At 37.2% G+C, this 16,474-nt stretch carries 12 protein-coding genes and 1 pseudogene; 11 read left to right on the top strand and 2 right to left on the bottom strand.

Annotated elements, in window-relative coordinates; all coding sequences use genetic code 11:
* Nucleotides 1–318: 318 nt before the first annotated feature.
* From DWA31_RS17505 to dapD, 5 genes and pseudogenes are all read left to right on the top strand, one after another.
* A pseudogene (locus DWA31_RS17505) lies at nucleotides 319–512 on the top strand (hypothetical protein).
* Nucleotides 509–1,144 carry a DsbA family protein gene (locus DWA31_RS09615; protein ID WP_114326374.1) on the top strand — a complete coding sequence of 212 codons (636 nt, stop codon included), beginning with the start codon at nucleotides 509–511 and terminating at the stop codon, nucleotides 1,142–1,144. The pseudogene DWA31_RS17505 and the gene DWA31_RS09615 overlap by 4 nt, the downstream one beginning before the upstream one ends.
* A 27-nt stretch (nucleotides 1,145–1,171) precedes the next feature.
* On the top strand, nucleotides 1,172–1,960 hold the full coding sequence (gene map / locus DWA31_RS09610) for a type I methionyl aminopeptidase (RefSeq protein WP_114326373.1): 789 nt from the start codon (nucleotides 1,172–1,174) through the stop codon (nucleotides 1,958–1,960).
* 76 nt (nucleotides 1,961–2,036) lie between these two features.
* Complete coding sequence (glnD, locus tag DWA31_RS09605) at nucleotides 2,037–4,673, top strand: [protein-PII] uridylyltransferase (RefSeq protein WP_114326372.1); 2,637 nt, start codon at nucleotides 2,037–2,039, stop codon at nucleotides 4,671–4,673.
* A 26-nt stretch (nucleotides 4,674–4,699) separates the two neighbouring features.
* Entirely contained in the window at nucleotides 4,700–5,533 is an 834-nt protein-coding gene (gene dapD / locus DWA31_RS09600; RefSeq protein ID WP_114326371.1) for a 2,3,4,5-tetrahydropyridine-2,6-dicarboxylate N-succinyltransferase, read from the top strand.
* A gap of 78 nt (nucleotides 5,534–5,611) precedes the next feature.
* On the opposite strand, the gene DWA31_RS09595 is transcribed toward dapD, so the two are convergent.
* Nucleotides 5,612–7,147 carry a fumarate hydratase gene (locus DWA31_RS09595; RefSeq protein WP_114326370.1) on the bottom strand — a complete coding sequence of 512 codons (1,536 nt, stop codon included), beginning with the start codon at nucleotides 7,145–7,147 and terminating at the stop codon, nucleotides 5,612–5,614.
* A 163-nt stretch (nucleotides 7,148–7,310) separates the two neighbouring features.
* Here DWA31_RS09595 and pabB point away from each other — a divergent pair, with 163 nt between their 5' ends.
* From pabB to DWA31_RS09580, 3 genes are all read left to right on the top strand, one after another.
* Nucleotides 7,311–8,798: an aminodeoxychorismate synthase component I gene (gene pabB / locus DWA31_RS09590; protein ID WP_114326369.1), complete on the top strand. Its 1,488-nt coding sequence runs from the start codon at nucleotides 7,311–7,313 to the stop codon at nucleotides 8,796–8,798.
* Between the two features lie 2 nt (nucleotides 8,799–8,800).
* The gene (locus DWA31_RS09585; RefSeq protein ID WP_114326368.1) at nucleotides 8,801–9,391 is read left to right on the top strand and encodes a CoA pyrophosphatase; all 591 of its coding nucleotides are present in this window, start codon (nucleotides 8,801–8,803) and stop codon (nucleotides 9,389–9,391) included.
* 136 nt (nucleotides 9,392–9,527) lie between these two features.
* Entirely contained in the window at nucleotides 9,528–10,904 is a 1,377-nt protein-coding gene (locus DWA31_RS09580; RefSeq protein ID WP_114326367.1) for an L-serine ammonia-lyase, read from the top strand.
* Nucleotides 10,905–11,030: 126 nt separating this feature from the next.
* Here DWA31_RS09580 and cysB read toward each other — a convergent pair whose 3' ends face one another.
* Nucleotides 11,031–12,005, bottom strand: a complete 975-nt coding sequence (gene cysB / locus DWA31_RS09575; RefSeq protein ID WP_114326366.1) for an HTH-type transcriptional regulator CysB — start codon at nucleotides 12,003–12,005, stop codon at nucleotides 11,031–11,033.
* A gap of 274 nt (nucleotides 12,006–12,279) precedes the next feature.
* Here cysB and DWA31_RS09570 point away from each other — a divergent pair, with 274 nt between their 5' ends.
* The 3 genes from DWA31_RS09570 (at nucleotide 12,280) to DWA31_RS09555 (ending at nucleotide 16,268) form a co-directional block, all read left to right on the top strand.
* On the top strand, nucleotides 12,280–13,047 hold the full coding sequence (locus tag DWA31_RS09570) for a hypothetical protein (protein ID WP_114326365.1): 768 nt from the start codon (nucleotides 12,280–12,282) through the stop codon (nucleotides 13,045–13,047).
* Between the two features lie 388 nt (nucleotides 13,048–13,435).
* On the top strand, nucleotides 13,436–13,804 hold the full coding sequence (locus tag DWA31_RS09560; protein WP_114326364.1) for a ribosome recycling factor family protein: 369 nt from the start codon (nucleotides 13,436–13,438) through the stop codon (nucleotides 13,802–13,804).
* A gap of 277 nt (nucleotides 13,805–14,081) precedes the next feature.
* Nucleotides 14,082–16,268 (top strand): YgiQ family radical SAM protein, encoded by a 2,187-nt coding sequence (locus tag DWA31_RS09555; RefSeq protein WP_245942573.1) that lies wholly within the window; start codon nucleotides 14,082–14,084, stop codon nucleotides 16,266–16,268.
* The last annotated feature ends 206 nt before the right edge of the window (nucleotides 16,269–16,474 follow it).

Below are 16,474 nucleotides of genomic sequence, written 5' to 3'. Positions count from 1 at the left end.
ATAAAAGAGTACGTTGACCGATTTAATTGACGCTAAAATGAGAATTATTGCTTTTAAAATCTAAGTCTATAAATAAGTCTAGAAAGCAATCACAAATAACTAAAATTTCAGCGCCGCACTTTATACCATAAAACAGATAATTTAACCAGAAAAATAATTGTCTGGGCTATTGAACAATATCGCGGTAAAATCCCGATTATATGAAGTAAATTATAGAGGCTGTTGGTCTTTCGTGATTTGATTTTGTTCGAGATAAAAGCGTTTTAATCGCGGCGAGTAGTATGTAGCTTAGTCACTCTAAGCAAATACTACTCAACAATGAGTAAAACGCTTTTAGCCGAATCCTTCGGACAGCATTTGTTAATCATTTTTACGGCGTTGTCGCCTTTTTATGTGGAACAACCACATTACAAAGGCTCTGCCTTGTATAAATACCCAACAAATAGCTGCAAAACAATATCGAAAGTTCAACAGACCCTAAACAAACCCCAACTATTTTAGGTAAACAATGACAACACCCACACTATCCGCTCAGTTATTTTTTCTTTATGACACCCATTGTCCTTGGAGTTATGTAGTAACGCCACTTATCAATGAAATCACCAAAGCCTTTCCTAATATTGAATTACATTTGTGGCATGCGGCTTATTTTGATGGTAGAAATGATAGCAATACCAACAGTAAAAATACAGAACTAGACCAAGTAGAAAAACTTGCCAACATCACTTTTTCAGGTGATTACCGGAACATACTCGATCAAAGCACTAACTCAACGTTGTCTGCTAACTTAATGACTTGGGCACAAAATAAAACCCCTAGCTTAGCGCTAACGTTACTCAATGCGCTGCAACAGGCACACTTTGAACAAGGGAATAAGTTGGCTAAACAATCTGACTTTGATGACATCATAGCAACGTTGAAAATATCGCCACCAGCAAAAATTTTTAAAGATAAACTTAACAAGGATGTTTTAATACAACTTGAAGAAATTTATTCTCTTCAAGAAATAATACAAACTGAGGCTATTCCCGCATTATTATTAGCGATTGATGACAAATTAGTATTACTCAGTCACAATTTCTATTTAACAGAGCCAAAAGCTATTATTGATGCTGTTCAATTAGAATTAAATAAACACACCTAAATTCCATAAAAAAGTAAAGAGAATATCATGGCCATACAAATTAAAAGCCAAGAAGAAATTGCCAAAATGCGAATCGCAGGTCAGTTAGCTTGCGATGTATTAGAGATGATTGTCCCGCATGTTAAAGCAGGCATCACTACAGATGAATTAAACACCTTGTGCGCGGATTATACCGAAAAGGTACAAGATGCTATTTCAGCTCCCCTTAATTACCATGGCTTTCCAAAATCTATTTGTACCTCTGTTAACTATGTTGTGTGTCACGGTATACCAGACAATACTAAACTGATAAACGGTGATATTATTAATATTGATATCACGGTCATTAAAGACGGGTACCATGGCGATACCAGTAAAATGTTTTTAATTGGTGATGTTTCCCCTGAAGACAGTCGTTTGTGTCGTTTAGCGCAAGAATCTTTGTATATTGGATTAAAAAAAGTAAAGCCTGGCGCTACCTTTGGCGACATTGGCTCTGCGATTCAAAAATTCATCAAAAGCAAAGGCCGTTACAGTATTGTAAAAGATTATTGTGGTCATGGTATTGGCCAGGAATTTCACGAAGAACCTCAAATCGTTCATTATAAAAACAATGACAACACCAAAATACTTGAAGGTATGTGTTTTACCATAGAGCCTATGATTAATTTAGGTAAGGCAAAAACTATTTTGGATAAAGAAGACAATTGGACCGTATACACCAGTGATAATAAAAATTCAGCTCAATGGGAGCACACTATTGTAGTAACTAAAACGGGTTGTGAAATTTTAACGCTTCGTGAAGAAGAGAGTATTAGTCGTATGCTTCATAACTAATCAGTCCAAACATAAAAAAGCCATAAGCTATAAACTAATTCAGCGCTAACTCTCACTAAAGTAAAAAGGTATACACTTGACTAATCATCCATTGAAAAATCATATAATTCCACTCCATTTTATTGAAAGCCTAGCAATTACTACAGAGAACTTATCTAGCAAAGACATTTGCCAATTAACGACAGATTTCAATCATTGGGTAAAAGAGGCCTTTACTGACAATGATGTTAATGATTTATTAGTTGCCAGAGCTGCTTTTGTTGATGCAACGCTAAATAAGCTATGGTGTCAGCATCGTTTAGACGAGTTTCAAATTAGCTTGGTTGCTGTTGGCGGTTATGGCCGTGGTGAGCTTCATCCCTATTCAGATGTTGATATTTTACTACTAACGCAAGATAATATTTCGACTGAACTTGAAGAAAAAATATCAAGCTTTGTTACCCAACTTTGGGATATCAAACTTGACATTGGCCATAGTGTTCGCTCAATCAAAGAGTGTTTAAAACAAGCCGCTAATGATATTACTGTTGCCACTAACTTAATGGAAATGCGACAAATTTCCGGCAGTGACACGCTAATTGAGCAACTACTTCCATTACTCAATGAAGATGTAATTTGGACTTCTGAAAAGTTCTTTCTTGCTAAACGAAAAGAACAAGAAAAACGTCACCTACAATACCATGGCGCTGCTTATACCCTAGAGCCAAACATAAAAGCTAGTCCAGGTGGTTTACGTGATCTTCAAACTATCGCTTGGGTAGCAAAGCGACATTTTTTAGCTGATTCTTTAGAGGAATTAGTAGAGCATCACTATTTATTTCCCAATGAGTTAGCTGAACTACTTGAAACACAAGACTATTTATGGCGTATGCGCTTTGCACTTCATTTTGTTGCTAAGCGTAATGAAAATCGCTTGTTGTTTGATTATCAAACTGATGTAGCCAAGATGATGGGATTTGGTGACGAAGGTAAAGCGCCCGTTGAACGTATGATGAAACGATATTTCATCATAATAGCCCGTGTTGGCGAACTAAATACCATTTTATTACAACGTTTTAAGCAAGAGATAATACAAGAATCTGAACAAACGGCTAGTATTACCATTAATAAAGACTTTGAACTAACTGACAAATTGATTAATACCACCAACGACAAAATTTTCTTGCAATCCGTTAAAATTATCGAAATGTTTTTGATCATAGCCCAAGAACCACGTATAAAAGGCATCCACTCTCATACCTTAAGGCTTATGCGTAATGCACGCCGTCGCTTAATTTCAGGCTTATTAGACTACGCTAAATGTCGACAAATATTTATGGCGATTATTAGACACCCCCGTGGTTTAGGCTTAGCATTCAACTTAATGCATAAACACGGTATTCTCGGCTCATATTTACCTTCATGGCGCAATATTGTCGGACAAATGCAATTCGACTTATTCCATGCTTATTCGGTAGATGAACATAGCTATCGAGTGGTAAAAAACCTATATCAGTTTAGTCAAAAAGAACATAATCATAAATTTCCGCTGTGCAGTAAAATAATGCAGAGAGTTCGCAAACCTGAAGTATTATATTTAGCGGGAATTTTTCATGATATTGCCAAAGGTCGTGGTGGCGATCATGCTCAACTAGGCGCGGTAGATGCGTTAATATTTTGTCAATCGCATCAAATGAGTAAGCATGATAGTAATATGGTTTCATGGCTTGTTGAAACCCATCTATTGATGTCTGTTACTGCTCAACGTCGTGATATCAGTGATGAAAATGTTATTCGCACTTTTGGTGAAATAGTACGCGATGAAACTCACCTTGATTACCTTTACTGTCTGACTGTTGCTGATATGCGCGCTACCAACGAAAGCTTGTGGAATAGTTGGAAAGCAAATTTACTGCAAGATTTATATTTCAATACGCTTCGGGCATTGCGCAGAGGCTTATCAAAACCGGTAGAAACGCGTTCAAAAATCCGTGAGAACCAACAACAAGCACTCGATATTTTAGCAGATACCGATGTTTGCGAAAGTGATTTAAAAGCATTATGGCGTGAATTTAGAGTTGACTATTTTTTACGGTATACGCCTGAAAAAATTGCTAGACATTGCCAACGTATTATCGGACATGACAGAAGTCAACCTTTGGTCATTATTAGTGCTACATCCTATCAGGGTGGAACCGAAGTATTTGTTTTTGCTAAAGAAAAACTAAACACCTTCTCCAGCACGGTCGATCTATTAGGTTCGAAAAAACTATCTATACATGATGCAAAAATCACCTCCACCAAAACAGGCTATACCGTAAATACTTTTATAATTTTGGATGCCCGTGGTAAAGAACTCAAAGAAAGCTATCAAACACAAGCCATAGCAGACGCATTGAGTGTTAAATTAAAACAAGATAATTTTTGTAATATTTCGCTCCAGCCTGTTCGTAGAGAAGTGAAGCAATTTCAGTTTCCACTTAAAGTAAGTTTTATTAATATAAAAGCAAAAAGTAAAACGATGATAGAAATAATCACCCTAGATAGACCGAAAGTACTTGCCAATATAGCGCAAGTATTTCAGCAACTTAAAATTAATATTCATTCTGCCAAAATTACCACCTTTGGTGAGAAAGTTGATGATGTTTTTACCATTTCAACCAGTGAAAACACAGCATTAAATGATGAAGAAAAACAAATATTAGCCGATAAATTAACACAAGAAATAGATTAACAATAACACCTAATAGGAATTTTTGAATGACTGACTTAACAGCATTAGCAAGTACAATTGAACAAGCATTTGACGATAGAGCTAACATTACGCCAACAACCGTTTCCAGTGAAATTAAAACTGCCGTTTTAGATTCACTTGCTGCCCTAAACAACGGCTCGGCTCGCGTAGCGGAAAAAATTGATGGCCAATGGCATGTACATCAATGGTTAAAAAAAGCGGTATTATTATCATTTCGTATTTGGGATAACCAAGTAATTGACGGCGCTGAAAGCACCTTTTTCGATAAAGTACCGATGAAATATGATGGTTATACGCAAGCAATGTTTGAAGCCGACGGAGTGCGCGTAGTACCAGGTGCCTCAGTACGAACCGGTAGCTATATTGGCAAAAATGTAGTGGTAATGCCAAGCTTTGTTAATATTGGCGCTTATGTCGATGAAGGCTGTATGGTTGATGCTTGGGCAACAGTTGGATCCTGTGCACAAATTGGTAAAAACGTACATTTATCAGGTGGCGTTGGTATTGGTGGTGTATTAGAGCCTTTACAAGCCGGACCAACAATTATTGAAGATAATTGTTTTATTGGCGCACGCTCTGAAATAGTTGAAGGCGTAATAGTTGAAGAAGGTGCTGTTATTTCAATGGGTGTTTATATTGGTCAAAGCACACGTATTTTTGATCGTGAAACAGGCGAAGTTCATTACGGCCGTGTACCAGCAGGATCTGTTGTTGTTCCGGGTAACTTACCATCAAAATGTGGTAAGTACAGCTTGTATGCAGCGGTTATAGTGAAAAAAGTTGATGCTAAAACACGTGCTAAAACAGGTATTAATGAGTTATTACGTTTAGCGGAATAGAAAAATAATTAATAAATAGTTATAAAAAGGCCCTGTAACAGATTTTGTTACAGGGCCTTTTTTTACTCGATATACTCGCTATCTTTTTTCTTTTAGTTTCTCATCCAATTCTTCAATTTTCGCTTTCCAAATAGCAGGGCCTGTTACATGAGCAGATTCGCCTGAGCTATCAACAGCAACCGTTACTGGCATGTCTTCAACTTCAAATTCATAAATAGCTTCCATACCTAAATCTTCAAAAGCAACAACACGGGCTTTCTTAACGGCTTTAGAGACTAAATACGCCGCGCCACCCACTGCCATTAAGTACACTGACTTATGCTTTTTAATGTTTTCTACTGTGGCAGCACCACGTTCAGATTTACCAATAGATCCTAAAAGACCCGTTTGAGATAGCATTAATTCAGAAAACTTATCCATACGTGTAGCAGTAGTTGGGCCTGCAGGGCCAACCGCTTCATCACCAACAGCATCCACTGGACCAACGTAGTAAATAAACTTATCCGTAAAATCAACAGGTAACTCTTCACCAGCCGCTAACATATCAGCAATGCGTTTGTGGGCAGCATCTCTGCCAGTAAGAATAGTGCCACTAAGTAATACCGTCTCACCAGTTTTCCACTCAGCGATATCAGCTTTCGTTAACCCATCAACATTCACGCGGCGAACATCTTCACCAACTTCCCAGGTAATATCTGGCCATTCTTCTAATTTAGGTGGAGTTAAATCAGCTGGACCAGTTCCATCAAGGTGAAAATGCACATGACGAGTTGCGGCACAATTTGGGATCATCACAACAGGTTTAGATGCCGCATGGGTTGGCACCGCATTAATTTTGACATCAACTACTGTCGTTAAGCCGCCAAGGCCTTGTGCGCCTATCCCTAACTTATTTACACGTTCAAAAATTTCTAAACGTAATTCTTCTTCAGCGTTTTGAGGGCCTCTATCGATTAAGTCTTGAATATTCACAGGATCCATTAAACTTTCTTTAGCAAGCACACCTGCTTTTTCTGCCGTACCGCCAATACCTATGCCTAACATTCCTGGTGGACACCAACCTGCCCCCATAGATGGTAAAGTTTTCACAACCCAATCAGCAATAGAGTCTGACGGATTTAACATTGCCATTTTAGTTTTATTTTCACTACCGCCGCCTTTCGCCGCAATCATCACTTCAATTTCATCACCTTCTACCAGATCAATATGAACCACTGAAGGTGTATTATCTTTAGTGTTTTTACGCGCCCCTGCAGGGTCAGCAACAATAGAAGCACGCAACGGATTGTCAGGGTTCAGATATGCACGACGAGTACCTTCATCAACCATTTGTTGTACTGTCATGTCAGTTTTATCCCAATTAACTGCCATACCAACTTTTACAAAACAGGTCACAATACCGGTATCTTGGCAAATAGGACGTTTACCTGTGGCCGACATCCGTGAATTAATGAGGATTTGCGCAATCGCATCTTTTGCCGCGCTACTTTGCTCTTTATGATAGGCTTTTTCTAACGCTTGAATAAAATCCAAAGGATGATAATAAGAAATATATTGCAGCGCATCTTCAATACTATCGATTAAGTCTTGTTGTTTGATTATTTTATCGGACATCTTGCTCTCAGCTTTCGTTAAAAGTGTGTATAATTGGGTATAATTGCGTATAACATGTTTCCTTTATAATACCTTTCTATTGAAACTGCTGCTAGTAGCCAATAGTAGAATATAATCACTTATCGCTTAAATAATCGCATAAATTATCAGAGTAGCTATCACCTTGCCTTCTAAAGTCCTATTTCCTGACAATCCATTAACCTTATCCGTTAAAAAGTTAACATTGACCAAAGATGTCACGCCCTTAGATTTATTCACTCCATTAGCAAACGAACCGTGGGCAATGTGGTTAGATTCAGGGCAAAGTGAACATATTGATGCTTGTTTTGACATTTTGGTTTGGCAGCCTGAAGTTACTTTATGTACCTATGGTGATAAAACCCAAGTTCATCATACAAAAAATAATAAAGTTGTTATGTGTGAGGAAGATCCCTTATCTTTACTAGAGAATGTTCAACAACAAATACTGACAAAGTTAGCTTCTTCAAAACAAGTTCTCCCCTTCTTAGGCGGTGCTTTGGGGTATTTTTCTTACGATTTAGGTCGACGCTTTGAAAAGTTGCCAGTCCAAGCTGAACAGGATATTAATTTACCCGAAATGGCAGTGGGTATATACGCTCAAGCAATAATATTTGATCATAAGCGCAAACAAATTTTTTTAATTTGCCAAGAAGACAAACGCGTAGAACTAGAGGTTTTTCTGCAAACGATTATCAATAAAAAGCAGAGCCGGAAAACAGAACAACAGAATTTCGTATTAACATCAAGTTGGCAAAGTAATATGGACAAAGCCAGTTACATCGATAAATTTAAACAGATTCAACAGTTTTTATCTTCAGGTGATTGTTACCAAATCAACTTATCTCAGCGCTTTAGTGCCAATTATCAAGGTAATGAATTCCAAGCCTACATTGCCCTTCGAAGTGAAAATAAAGCGCCATTCTCTGCCTTTATTCGGTTGGAAAACACAGCGATATTAAGTCTTTCTCCTGAACGATTTTTACAGCTATCTCAAGGTAAAGTACAGAGTAAGCCTATTAAAGGCACTATGCCTAGAAGTACAAATAAACAGCAAGATGCAAAGAATGCCCAACAACTCGCTAATTCAACTAAAGATCGTGCTGAAAACGTGATGATTGTTGATTTACTGCGTAATGATATATCAAAAGTCTGCAAAGCGAATTCTGTCGTTGTACCTAAGTTATTTGACATTGAAAGTTTTCCTGCTGTACACCACCTTGTTAGTACCGTTGAAGGTCAGCTTGCTGAGCAATACAATGCTTGTGATTTACTACGCGGCGCATTCCCCGGAGGCTCAATTACCGGTGCACCAAAAATTCGTGCCATGGAAATAATAGAACAACTTGAACCTCATCGGCGCAGTGTTTATTGTGGATCAATAGGCTATATATCAAGTTGTGGCACAATGGATACAAGCATTACAATACGTACGCTTATTTGTCAGAAAAGTGAAATAAAAAATAACCAAGGAAAACTCTATTGCTCGGCTGGTGGTGGATTGGTTGCAGATTCAATTGCAACGAGTGAGTATCAAGAAACGTTCGATAAAGTAAACCGTATTTTGCCCGTTTTGGAAAAGTTTTCTGCGACAAAGATAAATGAGCTAAACATTAAAAACAAAGGGAGTTAGCCATGAATAAAGAAGAGTTTTTATATCGTTTCAATCTTCTGCAACATGGTGACTCTTGTCATAACTATCAGCACCATTCAACATTGAAATCAGCTGCTGTACTTATTGCTTTAGTAAATCATAGTAATACTGGTGAAATAAATGCTAACGGCTTACACGTATTATTAACCAGGCGTGCTAGCCATTTAAAGCATCACCCTTCTCAAATAAGTTTTCCTGGGGGTAAAGTAGAGCCAACAGATAAAAATGTAATTCATACTGCCTTAAGAGAAGCACAAGAAGAAATTGGCTTATCACCTGACTCCGTGTCAATCGTTGGTCAATTACCTAATTATGAAATTATCAGTGGTTACCAAGTAACCCCTATCGTCGCTATTATTGAATCACCGCAATATTATCAAAAAGATGCCAATGAAGTGGATGAGATATTCCAAGTACCCTTGCAACATTTTTTACAACCTCAAAATCACCGTACCATAAATTCCTATCATAATGGTCGCTACCACAATGTGCATTTTTTCCCATATAAACACTATAATATATGGGGTGCAACAGCTGCTATGCTAAAAGATTTGGTCGAGCATATTAAGTAACAAAATTAATGCACTTATTGTTTGCCTCTAGATCAACGCTATACTTGTTGCCATAAGCTGTGCCTTTGATTTAGGATTGACAGCATTTAAAACGGACTAAATCCGTAAATAAATAAAATTTTATTCGGAAATACTTATGATTAGTGTATTTGATATATTTTCAATTGGTATAGGCCCTTCTAGCTCTCATACGGTTGGCCCGATGAAAGCAGCAAAAAAATTTATTGATGAACTTAACAAACAATCATTCTTAAGCAAGATTGATAGAGTTAAATGTGATTTATTTGGTTCACTTGGTCAAACAGGTATAGGCCATGGTACAGGCAAGGCTGTAATTCTGGGATTATCCGGTGAAAAGCCTGAAAACATTGCGGTTGAATCAATTGACACTATTTTAGCGCAGGTAGTAAGTACTCAAAAAGTTCAACTTGATGGCCACCATAGTGTGAATTTTCCAAAAGATAATGCCATTATTTATCATCGTAAGAAAACCTTACCTGCTCATTCTAATGCCATGACATTATATGCCTATCAAGGTGATAACATTCTTTTAGAGCAAACATTTTACTCCATCGGTGGGGGTTTTATTGTACAAGATTGTGATTTTGAAAAAGAAAAAGACAAAGCGCTTTCACTGCACAATAACATAAACTTACCTCATGTATTTAACAATGCTACTCAATTACTTGAGCAAGCACAAATGACGGGATTAAGTATTAGTACTCTCATGATGGATAATGAAAAGTGCTTAAATAATGAAATAACAATACGTACTAAGTTAATTGAAATATGGCAGGCAATGCGTAGCAGTGTTGATCGAGGTATTGCCACTGAAGGTATTTTACCCGGCGGCTTAAAAGTAACCCGTCGTGCACCAGCCTTATATCGATCTTTAATGGTAGAAAAATCTACGGATCCGCTTATCGCAATGGATTGGGTGAATCTATTTGCTTTAGCCGTAAATGAAGAGAATGCAGCAGGAAGTCGAGTAGTTACTGCACCAACAAATGGTGCTGCGGGCATTATTCCGGCCGTGTTATGTTATTACGATAAATTTGTTAGACCTGTATCTGATGACGACTGTATTCGTTATTTACTCACCGCAGCGGCTATTGGTATTTTGTACAAAACTAACGCTTCTATTTCCGGCGCAGAAGTGGGTTGTCAGGGTGAAGTTGGCGTAGCTTGCTCAATGGCTGCAGGCGCATTAACTGAAATTATGGGCGGTACACCAATTCAAGTAGAAAATGCAGCAGAAATAGGTATGGAACACAATTTAGGGCTAACCTGTGATCCTGTGGGCGGTTTAGTGCAAGTACCCTGTATTGAACGTAATGCCATGGGCTCAGTAAAAGCGATTAATGCTTCTCGTTTAGCACTTCGTGGTACTGGCACATCGAAAGTATCTTTAGACAAAGTAATCAAAACCATGTGGGAAACCGGTAATGATATGAAAACTAAATACAAAGAGACTTCACGTGGTGGTTTAGCTGTGAATATTATTGAATGTTAGCTTATAGTTGCGAGTTGATAATTGATAATTGATAATTACGAGTTAATAGTTACGAAGAGCACCGGTTATTAGTGTGTCTTCGTAACTCGTAGCTTTTCTTATTTGTCACTTTTCTTGCTGGTAGTTTTACTTTGTCGGTAAATCTACATCGACAAATAGTTCATCTACCTCGACATTATTTTTTAACAGCATAGCTTGAGTGACTACATTTTTAGTTAAATGCGGTGCAAAACGTTCTATAAAGTCAAACATATAACCACGTAAGAAAGTACCACGTCTAAAGCCAATTTTAGTCGTACTCGCTTTAAATAAATGGCTCGCATCAATAGTGACTAGATCACTATCAATTTTCGGATCGATTGCCATTGACGCAATAACACCAATACCAACACCTAAACGAACATACGTTTTAATAACATCAGCATCGGTTGCGGTAAAAGCAATTTTAGGCTCAACGCCAGCTTTTTCAAAAGCGTCATCTAATTCTGAACGACCGGTAAAACCAAAGACATAAGTCACTAAAGAATACTTAGCAATATCTTCAATTGTTACCCCTTGCTTTCTAGATAAAGGATGGTCTTTACGAACAATGATACTACGATTCCAGTGGTAACAAGGCAGCATAACGAGATCGTTATAAAGATGGAGTGATTCTGTAGCAATAGCAAAATCGGCATCGCCTTTCGCAGCTGCATCACTAATTTGTGTCGGCGTACCTTGCGACATATGCAATGATACTTTGGAATATTTTTTAATAAACCCTTGTATTACATCAGGTAAAGCATAACGTGCTTGTGTATGCGTTGTTGCAATACGCAATTTACCTTCATCTGGCTGAGTATGTTCACGCGCAACAGCTTTAATACCTTCTACTTTAGATAGAATTTGTTGAGCAATGGTAATTACTTCTTGTCCAGCAGGCGTTACATGAGTTAAATGCTTACCACTTCGACCAAATATTTGAATACCAAGTTCATCTTCAAGCATACGAACTTGCTTAGAAATACCCGGCTGAGAAGTAAAAAGAGCCTCCGCAGTTGCAGAAACATTTAGGTTATTATTTAGCACTTCAACTATGTAGCGCAATTGTTGCAATTTCATATATAAACTTCAGGAATTTACTTAGACCAAAATAATATACTTAATTGACCATTTATTCCATCTTAAATGGTATTTTTTATACATTAAATTCAACATATATCTTAAATTTGTTCAAGAATATTTTAAGTAAATTTATAATGTAATTATAAATAGTAGTTTTGACAAAGTTTTTACCTTTTTGACCATATTAATTGTAAATTACCCTTTGCTAATCATGACAATTTTTGTAGACTGCTTAGGGTTGTTCACATTATCAAAAAATAAGAGTTTTAACATGATAGCTATCATCATAGGTTTAATCGTTGCTTTAATTATTTTTGTTGTTGTTATCAGTGCAATACAACAACATAAAGAAAAACAAGTAGCTGAAAAAAGAACAAAGGTGGCTAAGCAAAAAGCTATTATAGATGAAAGTGAAGAACTTATTGTCAATTTAAGTAATTTACCTTCCAGTCCAATCTTAGTTAAAATATTAAATAGAAGAAGTCTAAATGCAGCTAAAGTGATGCAAGCGTTAATGCCTGAAATAAAAGGGATAAAAAGTAGAATACAAGAATTAAACGCTCGTATAGGAGCCGCTAAAGATTTAGCGGCAAATAAAAGTAGTGAAGAAGCTTTTATGGTACCTGATAACGATCAACAAATATTAACCATTTTACAATGCATAAAAAAAATTCGTGCCACTTTAAAATCAGAGCAAAGTAAAGGAAATATTGATGCCCAAACTTTTACTCAAGAAGATCATCGCTTAGATGCAATGCAGCTAAAAATTAATATAGAAAGTTTAGTTAAACGAGGTAGTCAGGCTCAAAGTAAAGAAATGTTAGGCTCTGCTCGCCAATATTTTGAAAAAGCATTACAAACGCTGGCCACCCACCCAATAAAAACTGAGTATATTGCAACACAACAATCAGAAATAACTAACCAGCTAGAAAATATCACCGACTCACTAAAAAGTACTAATGCTCAAGATGCCGCGATAAAAGCTAAAAATGAAGAAGATGAATTAGATGTATTATTTCAACCAAAAAAGAAATGGTAATCTAAGCGTTATTGATCAAGATATATACTCATGTTACCTCGAAATACTCGTTTCAGCGAGAATTAAAAGGCTTAGAGGCAAGGCATTGATTGAAGAGAATGGTTGTTCAGGACAATATGCTCCTGCATTGTCCATATAAGCTACATCCATGTAGCGCCATTGTCGAACATCAATGCCGCAGCATATAAGCCTTTAAAACTCGCCCTGCGGGGACGCATGAGCAAATAATGCTCGTCGTTGCTCCTTTTTTTCTAAGGGAACAACCATTAATAAAAACAAGCGCCTTGATCATGAATTGCTCAGGAGTCCTGAAACAGACATTTTGAAGTATCATGAGTATAATACAACAAGCTGGCTTTTCTTTTTTCTAGACTAATGAAGATTCAACGTGGAAAAAACAAATACAGTTACCTTACCCTCTTTCTTACGTAGAACAATGAAAGCTTACGCGTTAAAAGCACATATTAGGCAACAAGGGTGTGAACTCCATCGTATTGGTCGCTCTAGAAACTGGCAACTCAAGGCTAACTTTGAACAGATACAAGCTATTATCGCTTTTGTTGATTTATCAAATGAACCTAGTTGGCTTTGGTTAGCAAAACTATTGAGGAATGAGTATAAGCATTTAACTCATGATGAATTACTAAAAATCGCATCAAAATTAGAAGATATAACAATAAATGCGTTAATTGCCCGAAGCGATTGTACCATTGCCCAAGCAAGAACCATTATTGATGAGCTAGAAGGTTTGGATTAATTTGTTTTTCTCACTTATCCCCAAATATCAATTGATTTTCTCCAATAAAGACAGTTCATTATATTATCTTAGAAAAACAGCGTTATTTTTGCTATAATTTCGCGCCTACTTTTTGAGTAGTTATTTACAAGTTATTAAATCTATGGCTTTAGTAAATATGTCCTTTCTAATAGTGAGTAAAATAGTGACTAAAACTCTGAGCCAAACACCAAAACACACCTTATTCGACTACCCTAAATATTGGGCTGAGTGTTATGGCACAGCCCCATTTTTCCCTATGTCTCGCGCAGAAATGGATACGTTAGGTTGGGACAGTTGCGATATCATTATTGTTACGGGTGATGCTTATGTCGATCATCCGAGCTTTGGTATGGCTATTATTGGCCGTATGTTAGAGTCTCAAGGGTTTCGAGTTGGTATTATTGCTCAACCTGATTGGAAATCAAAAGACGCTTTTATGGAGTTAGGTCAGCCTAATTTATTTTTTGGCGTAACTGCCGGTAATATGGACTCGATGATCAATCGCTATACTGCTGAACGTCGTATGCGTCATGATGATGCTTACACACCAAACGATGAAGGTGGTAAGCGTCCAGACAGAGCGGTAACGGCTTATACTCAACGTTGTAAAGAAGCTTATAAAGCCGTACCTGTCGTTATTGGCGGTATTGAAGCAAGTTTGCGCCGAATAGCCCATTATGATTATTGGTCTGATAAAGTACGTCAATCTGTATTGTTTGACTCCAAAGCAGATCTTCTAGTTTATGGTAATGCCGAACGACCTCTCATTGAAATTGCTCATCGTATTGCCCGTGGAGAAGACGTTAAAAAAATTACCAACGTGCGCGGTAGTGCCTTTTTAGCTAAACAAGCATTACCCGGTTGGAAAGGTATTGACTCGCGTGATATTGATCGTCCAGGCAAAATTGATGCTATTCCAAGCCCATATCAAGATATGACGGCTCAGTCATGTGACGACAACGCAGAAAAATCAAAAACAGACAGTATTGAAACAGATATCACTAAAACAGCGCAAATTATTGAAATTACTTCTGCCACATCAACATACAATAAAAACAAATCGTGGAAAGAAAAAACAAAACCATGGGAAACAACGTATATTAACTTACCCACATTTGAGCAAGTTAAAAATAATAAAACCTTGTACGCCCATGCCTCACGCATTTTTCATCAAGAAGTAAACCCTACTTCTGCTAAGCCATTAGTACAAAGTCATGGCAATCGTATTATCTGGTTAAATCCACCAGCAAAGCCATTATCTACAGAAGAAATGGATAATGTGTTTGGTTTGCCATACCAACGTGTACCACACCCGAGTTATGGCAAAGCAAAAATACCTGCTTATGACATGATAAAAACCTCTATTAATATTATGAGAGGTTGTTTTGGCGGTTGTACTTTTTGCAGTATAACTGAGCATGAAGGTCGTATTATTCAATCACGTTCTCATGAGTCGATAATTGCAGAAATTGAAGACATTAAAGTAAAAGTTCCCGGCTTTACGGGTGTAATTTCAGATTTAGGCGGACCAACCGCCAATATGTATCAGCTAAATTGTAAAAGCGAAAAAGCCGAAGCTACTTGCCGTAAACCGTCATGTGTGTGGCCAACAATTTGTGGTCATTTAGATACTGATCATACGCCAACCATTGAGCTTTACCGAAAAGCGAGAAAAGTTAAAGGTATTAAAAAAATACTTATTGCTTCTGGCGTACGTTACGACTTAGCGATAAAAGATCCTGAGTATGTTAAAGAATTAGCCACGCACCATGTTGGTGGTTATTTAAAAATAGCGCCAGAACACACAGAAGAAGGCCCACTAAATAATATGATGAAGCCCGGTATGGGCAGTTATGATAAATTCAAAGAAATGTTTGATCATTACTCTAAACTAGCAGGTAAAAAACAATATTTAATTCCCTATTTCATTTCTGCGCATCCAGGTACAACAGATAAGGACATGGTTAACTTGGCATTGTGGCTTAAAGAAAATAACTTTAAATTGGATCAGGTACAAAACTTTTATCCTTCGCCATTAGCTAATGCGACAACGCTATACCATACAGAAATTAATTCATTACGTAATGTAACGACTAAAAATATAGCCAAAAAAGATGGCTCAGTCGCCGTACCTAAAGGTGCTATTCAACGACGTTTGCATAAAGCTATATTACGTTATCATGATCCGCTTAACTGGGGAATTATCCGTGAAGCACTAACAAAAATGGGCTTAACTAAATTGATAGGCTCAGCGCCAAATTGTTTAGTACCGAGAGAAACGCGTAGTGAACAAAGAAATCACAGTAATAACAATAAGCCCGGCAAGAATAACGCACAAGGTTTCAAAACAAGCCCAGGGCAAAAGCAACGTGGCGCTAAGGGTAAAACCCAAAAAGGTTTAACCCGCTTTAGTAGTGATCAATTTAAAAGAAAAACTAAGTAACGATACTATCAAGTAACAACGACTATAATACTGAAGAAACTTAAAACTGAATAAAGTTGTATAAATATCTTAAATTAGCATCGAGTAGGGTGAGGCTCATGCCTCATCCCTCTCACAGAACCGTACGTACGGACCTCGTATACGGCTCATGCAATTTACTATTTCTCATCACTTTGATCAGTAATAAGAAGCGAGAACGCCTGTTT

Origin of the sequence: Candidatus Colwellia aromaticivorans, assembly GCF_003333305.1 — a bacterium.
Lineage (GTDB): Bacteria > Pseudomonadota > Gammaproteobacteria > Enterobacterales > Alteromonadaceae > Colwellia > Colwellia aromaticivorans.
The sequence above is the reverse complement of the archived record's forward strand: the minus strand, read 5'-3'. Positions and strand labels throughout refer to the sequence as shown.